Source organism: Rodentibacter trehalosifermentans, from assembly GCF_002000545.1.
Taxonomy (GTDB): Bacteria; Pseudomonadota; Gammaproteobacteria; order Enterobacterales; family Pasteurellaceae; genus Rodentibacter; species Rodentibacter trehalosifermentans.
Window position 1 is genome coordinate 1 of sequence record NZ_MLHL01000108.1, and the last position, 5,651, is coordinate 5,651.

A 5,651-nucleotide genomic window follows, 5' to 3' on the forward strand; every position below is an offset into this window, starting at 1 on the left:
TACGGCGGTTCTTGCCGTCACTTCTGCGACAAAATATTCAAGGAATTTTCGCTGAATAGATTTCTTTAATTTACAATGACTTAAGGAATGTTTGCGATCTCCTTCACATTACCAAATTCATCCTTAGCTGTAATCTTGACTGCCTTGCCGTTACCAGAAGTAATCACCTCAACATGCTCTCCCGTTGACAACACTCGGTTATTTACTGTGCTTCTTGGATTTGTTACCACAGTTGTAGATGTAACATTAGATTTACCATGAAAATCCTCAAGAGCCTCTCTAACCTATTTCGCTTATAAACACCATTATTAATATAACTAACAGCATCCTGTTGATGTTTTAACGCACCTGCTGCATCACCAGCTTTCTCCGCCGACTTCGCCAGCTTCAATGCTTTCTTGGCTTCTTTTAATGGTTTTGTAATGATATCCGCACTAGGAGCCATGCCAACTACTGCCAGTGTGTAGTCAATGACACCTTCCGCTTCAGCAAAAGATTTTATATCACCCACAACCGGAACAAAATCTGCCAAAAATGCCGCAACATCGCCTGTGGTTTTAAGATTTTTTACAAGGTCAGGATGCTCTTTTTCAAAATCATCAATGATTTTTTGCTCTGCTGCAGTTTTTATCTCTTGCGCTTTTGCTGTTGCCGTCCAATCAACATCAGGCGACACATTGCCAATGATTGGAACGAGACTATTATTCTCCACCGCATCCTTCGCCGTTTTCGCCGCGATGATGGCGCCATCTGCACTGTTCGCCGCCGTGCCGCCCACAAGCCCCGCCGTCACTTGGCTTAAAGTAGAGACCGTGAGTTTTTCCTCTTGACTGAGCTGATTTGGGGATTTGTCGTATAAGGTTTCAGCGATAATGTTTGCGGCAACTTCGCCTGTTGCCGCACCGGCTGCCCCTGCAGCCACATTGCGATTCCCGGCATAGGCTTCCACCGCCCCCAAAGGGCGTGAGCGGTGAGGTTGAGCGCGGTGTTGACGTTGCCGTTCTTATCGGTGGTCGCTTCTTTAATTTGGTGGTTCACTGTTGGCGATAAGCCTGAGGCAATCACTTCCGCTACCGGTCTGCCACCAAGGGCAGTGCTGAGAACGTTGAGTGCAGAATCTAAAATTCTACGTTGGGTACCGCCCGTTTCCCATTCTTTCGCTTCTTTGTTTGCGCTGTCAAAGTTGGCTTTGGCTTGGCTAAGCAAAAAAACATATCAAAAATCAGCCGTACTTTATTTAATCAATGCTCAAACAACTAAAATTTAGAGATTTCAGAACTTTTTTGAAGCTGTTTCCATTCTTTCATCTTTTTCAAACCTTTATTACGAACACAGTTATATGCATCATCTTTGGAGACACCATGCAATAATTCGCCAGAATTAGGGTTAATATTACATTCTTCTAAAATAATTTTTTTCTTATTATCCTCCTCTTCTCTCTCTTAGGCTTAATGTTAACGAGAAACTATGTCTTAAATTATCAGCTTCCTTTTTGGTCCACCAAGTATCTTGCGCCCTAAGCCTACTTGTTTTACTAACATAACACCAACCACTTAATGAATCACATTTATGCATAAACAGAGAACATCCATTAAGACAAAAAATTGATAATAAAAGGGTTATTAATTTCATACCTTCTCTTTCTATTTTTTCTGGCTATAACGATATAATCCATTTTTCTCTAAGCAGAAATAAACTTCATTTTTCGTTTTACCTATTAATGATTCTCCTGTTTTTTGATCAGCTTTACATAGCTCAAAAATAGAATTTTTTTTCAGAAGACCTTTTTGGCCTTGTTTGTACCATCTTTCAGAACAACATTTTTCAGTTATTTTGTAAGATGGGTCTTTTATTCCCCAAAACATAATCTCTCTTGTTGGTTCTTTCACACACCAACCAGTAAGAGAGCTACATTTGTAGTAAGTATCTGGAAATAATGCTTCAAATCCAAATAAACAACTAGATAACAAAAATGCACAGAGTAAAATTATATATCTCATATTTTTCAGTTCAAATTCATCTTCTCATCTATAACTATTTTGATTGAAATTTTATTTTCTATAACCACTCCCAACTCTTTTTAATCCGTTGCTATATACGCATTTATATGCCTCACTCTTAGAAGTATTGTTTAATAACTTTCCTGAATAAGGATCAATATTACATTTTTCTAAAATTAATTTTTTCTTATTATTCTCTTCTTCTCTCTCTGTTGGACTTAAAGTTAAGGTGAAATTATGTTTTAAATTCTCAACTTCCTTTTTTGTTCGCTAAAAACCATATTCTTGGAATACTACTCGACTAGTTGTGCACCAACCACTTAATGCATCGCATTTATGCATAAACAGAAAACATCCGTTAAGTAAAAAGACAGAGAACAAAGGAATTATTAGTCTCATGTATAACTCCTTATTATTTCGTTCAAGAAAAAAAGTGCGATCAATATTCAGACTGTTTTTAAAACATATCAAAAATCAACCGTACTTTACTTAATCAAAGTTAAAGATTCTACAGAAGCAAAGATTTTAGAAAAGGCTTTTTCATACTATCTTGTCAAACCTTTACCATATACACACTTATACGCTTCATCCTTAGAAATATTACCTAATAATTTACCTGAATAAGGATCGATATTACATTTCTCTAGAATGACTTTTTTCTTATCATTTTCTTCTCTCTCTTGGACTCAATGTTAAAGTCACATTATGTTTTAAGTTATCAGTTTCCTTTGGCGCCCACCACGAATCATATTCTTGAAATATAACCCGACTAGCTCTACACCAACCACTTAATGAATCACATCTATGCATAAATAAAAAACAACCACTAAGACCAAAACAAACTAATAGTAATATCAATCTCATAAGTTACTATCTCTTAGAACCCGTTTCCTTACAAGTTGGATATGTAGGGTACTTCTTACATCCCCATGGTTTTACATCTGGTTTACTATGTTTTTTTCTCCATTCTATACATACAGGTCTATCCCACATTGTCATTTCCTCACAAACCGGTCCACCTTTTAAATACCAACCTTTACTTTCCATGCAAAGATTTACTTTGGGATTATCGCTTTCACCACTGACAAAATCCATACCGCACGCCTTCATATCTCCTTCTTTTCTATCTACATATTTTACTAAAGCATGTTTATCTGACTTTGGGTAAATTTCATCGAAATTATGTAATCGCCAATGATCAGATTGAGGTGCAGGTTTAAATCCACCAAAAGAGCACCCTAAGAAAAACAACGATAAAACTATTGGTGAGTATTTCATTTTTCAACTCCTTTATTTATTTGATTTAATTCAAAAATTGTTGTCTCATTCCCCATTTTTAGATCACCTTCAATAAAAGAGCAATGAAAGGAAAAATATATCGCATTTTACACTCCGTCTATTTTCACAAATTACACTTTCCTTTATCCCATTTAGGATCTTGCGTTCCACAGTCAGAATAATAAAGACGAATATAACCTTTCTCTAACATACATGTTTCAAACTTTTTAATTACAGTTGGAACAATAACGCCATTATTATCTCTCTCATTTTTTATTTGAAATTCATTGTTAGCGCGAGAAATATTAATTCCACCACAGAATTTAACATCATTCCAACGAGTATTTGCATTAGTCTTTCCAATCTGATCTTTCTTTTGAAAATAGGCAACATATGGAAAGTCTTTTCCTCTGTTTTGATAACATCCAGAGGAAACTGTCTGAATAATAGGTCTAAAACATTCATCTTCAAAAGAATATAAGCAACCACTTAGCAGAAATACAAAAAATATTAATAATATTCTTTTCATATTAATGCCCTCCTAGCTTAAATAGCACTTCTATCATATCCGAACTCATTAGATCTGATAGAGCAAATGGTGCTGAAATAGGAATTGCTATTTCCGTTGTTCTGTCAGCAAAAAACTGTTGAGTATTATTTTTTTGAGAAGTATTACCTTGTTTATCATACCATCTAGGTAATTGCCCTCCTAAATAATCATGAGTCCCAGCAAAACTTTCAACTAACATATCTGAAAAATCACCTTTCTTATATGGAATAACAACATTGAATACTCAGAAATTACACTTGCCAGCATTCCATTTTGGATCTTGAGTTCCACATCTGGCAGGAGACAAGAGAATATATCCCTTATTAAGCATACAAGAATAAAAATTCTCTTGTTTTTTAATTGGAATATTCTCTTGATTGTAATCCATATATTTTCCACCACAAGAAACGACATCTTTCCAACGTTGATTACTATCCGTTTTTCCTAAACTATATGGCTTTTGATAGCGAGCGACTGAAGGAAACACTTCTCCTTTATCAACGCAATTTACCATCTGTGGCGTATATATACACCCGTTTGAATACCAACATCCATTCAATAAAAGAACAATGAAAGGAAAAATATATCGCATTTTACACTCCGTTTATTTTCACAAATTACACTTTCCTTTATCCCATTTTGGATCTTGAGTTCCACAATCAGCATAATAAAGACGAACATAACCTTTGCTTAACATACAAGCTTCAAATTGCTTAATCACTGCGGGCTCAATCGCACCATTTTTATCCCTTTCATTTTTAATTTGAAATTCATTATTCGATCTAGATATATTAATTCCTCCACAAGCCTGCACATCATTCCAACGAGTATTTACATTAGTCTTTCCAATCTGATCTTTCTTCTGAAAATATGCGATATATGGAAAACTTTTTCCTTTATCAACACAATTTACCATTTGGGGAATATAGAAACATCCTTTAGAATAGAAACAACTTCCTAATAAAAACGTACTGATTAATAAAAGTAAATTTCTCATATCAATGTCCTCCTATTTGCATTAGGACTTCTAGGAAATCAGAGGACATAACATCCGCCATTGCAAAAGGAGCTGATACAGGAATTGCCAAGACAGTAGTCCCTAGAGCTAAAGCACTTTGAACAGGTGTTTTTTGCGAAGTGTTACCAAGTTTATCGTACCATTTCCACACTTGCCCTCCCAATAAATCATGAGTACCCGCAAAAGATTCCACTGCAAAATCTGAAAGCGAACCTATTTCATACGGGAATCGTTTAAAATGTAGATTCCATTCGCCCTTAACCGATTGAAAACCTCCTGTTTCGCCATATAACCCTCCAGCTTTTTCATTTTGCACAGGATCTATCGCATCTTTAAGTGTATAGTTATTAGTTCCATTGAAAGTCAATGACCCATCATCATTCTGAGAACAACTTCCCATTCCGCTATTACAAATCACATCAACATCAATCCTCACTCCCCCCAATTTCACTCCATCAAAATAACCACTATCATAGCTATCATTACGAAGAATCTGCCCTGTTTTCGCATCTTTAATACCCTTGAATAATCTTGAGTTTTTCAATGTTTCTTCCCTCATCTTCGTTGCTGCTAACTGCAATGTCCCTTGGGTTATCGCCACATCAGGGGAACCCGCTACAATCCCTACCACCGTTTCAAGCAAGCGTTTTTGATATTGTAATTTATAAATTTCATTATAAAGTGCGGTCTTTTCTTCCTCTGTTTTTGCTTCCTTAATTTGTTTTCTTAAATCCGCTTGTTTAGGGAGAACATAACTATCAATCGCTGAAAACGCATTCTTACGAAAATCTTTGGGGCTGACGTA

General features: G+C 35.8%; 8 protein-coding genes and 1 pseudogene. 1 reads left to right on the top strand and 8 read right to left on the bottom strand.

Going from position 1 to position 5,651, the window contains the following annotated elements; all coding sequences use genetic code 11:
- Window positions 1-223: 223 nt before the first annotated feature.
- Entirely contained in the window at window positions 224-949 is a 726-nt protein-coding gene (locus BKK52_RS13105) for a VENN motif pre-toxin domain-containing protein (protein ID WP_244160265.1), read from the bottom strand.
- A gap of 21 nt (window positions 950-970) precedes the next feature.
- Between BKK52_RS13105 and BKK52_RS14020 the strand changes: the two genes are divergently transcribed.
- Window positions 971-1,267, top strand: coding sequence for a hypothetical protein (locus tag BKK52_RS14020; RefSeq protein ID WP_242650082.1), 297 nt, complete (start codon window positions 971-973; stop codon window positions 1,265-1,267).
- 376 nt (window positions 1,268-1,643) lie between these two features.
- On the opposite strand, the gene BKK52_RS13465 is transcribed toward BKK52_RS14020, so the two are convergent.
- The 7 genes and pseudogenes from BKK52_RS13465 to BKK52_RS13140 form a co-directional block, all read right to left on the bottom strand.
- The gene (locus BKK52_RS13465) at window positions 1,644-2,000 is read right to left on the bottom strand and encodes a hypothetical protein (protein ID WP_131826477.1); all 357 of its coding nucleotides are present in this window, start codon (window positions 1,998-2,000) and stop codon (window positions 1,644-1,646) included.
- Window positions 2,001-2,870: 870 nt separating this feature from the next.
- Window positions 2,871-3,278 (bottom strand): hypothetical protein, encoded by a 408-nt coding sequence (locus BKK52_RS13470; RefSeq protein ID WP_122983458.1) that lies wholly within the window; start codon window positions 3,276-3,278, stop codon window positions 2,871-2,873.
- A gap of 124 nt (window positions 3,279-3,402) precedes the next feature.
- Window positions 3,403-3,807: a hypothetical protein gene (locus BKK52_RS13120; RefSeq protein ID WP_077474588.1), complete on the bottom strand. Its 405-nt coding sequence runs from the start codon at window positions 3,805-3,807 to the stop codon at window positions 3,403-3,405.
- Between the two features lies 1 nt (window position 3,808).
- Window positions 3,809-4,027: a hypothetical protein gene (locus tag BKK52_RS13125; protein ID WP_077474589.1), complete on the bottom strand. Its 219-nt coding sequence runs from the start codon at window positions 4,025-4,027 to the stop codon at window positions 3,809-3,811.
- Window positions 4,028-4,072: 45 nt separating this feature from the next.
- Window positions 4,073-4,420, bottom strand: coding sequence for a hypothetical protein (locus tag BKK52_RS13130; protein ID WP_077474590.1), 348 nt, complete (start codon window positions 4,418-4,420; stop codon window positions 4,073-4,075).
- A gap of 18 nt (window positions 4,421-4,438) precedes the next feature.
- The gene (locus BKK52_RS13135) at window positions 4,439-4,825 is read right to left on the bottom strand and encodes a hypothetical protein (RefSeq protein ID WP_242650083.1); all 387 of its coding nucleotides are present in this window, start codon (window positions 4,823-4,825) and stop codon (window positions 4,439-4,441) included.
- A gap of 1 nt (window position 4,826) precedes the next feature.
- A pseudogene (locus BKK52_RS13140) lies at window positions 4,827-5,651 on the bottom strand (hemagglutinin repeat-containing protein); the annotation flags it as partial.

Bases quoted from the DNA above. Each gene is read 5' to 3' on its own strand.
- BKK52_RS13465 (WP_131826477.1), bottom strand. From the start codon at position 2,000: ATGAGATATATAATTTTACTCTGTGCATTTTTGTTATCTAGTTGTTTA.
- BKK52_RS13470 (WP_122983458.1), bottom strand. From the start codon at position 3,278: ATGAAATACTCACCAATAGTTTTATCGTTGTTTTTCTTAGGGTGCTCT.
- BKK52_RS13120 (WP_077474588.1), bottom strand. From the start codon at position 3,807: ATGAAAAGAATATTATTAATATTTTTTGTATTTCTGCTAAGTGGTTGC.
- BKK52_RS13125 (WP_077474589.1), bottom strand. From the start codon at position 4,027: ATGTTAGTTGAAAGTTTTGCTGGGACTCATGATTATTTAGGAGGGCAA.
- BKK52_RS13130 (WP_077474590.1), bottom strand. From the start codon at position 4,420: ATGCGATATATTTTTCCTTTCATTGTTCTTTTATTGAATGGATGTTGG.
- BKK52_RS13135 (WP_242650083.1), bottom strand. From the start codon at position 4,825: ATGAGAAATTTACTTTTATTAATCAGTACGTTTTTATTAGGAAGTTGT.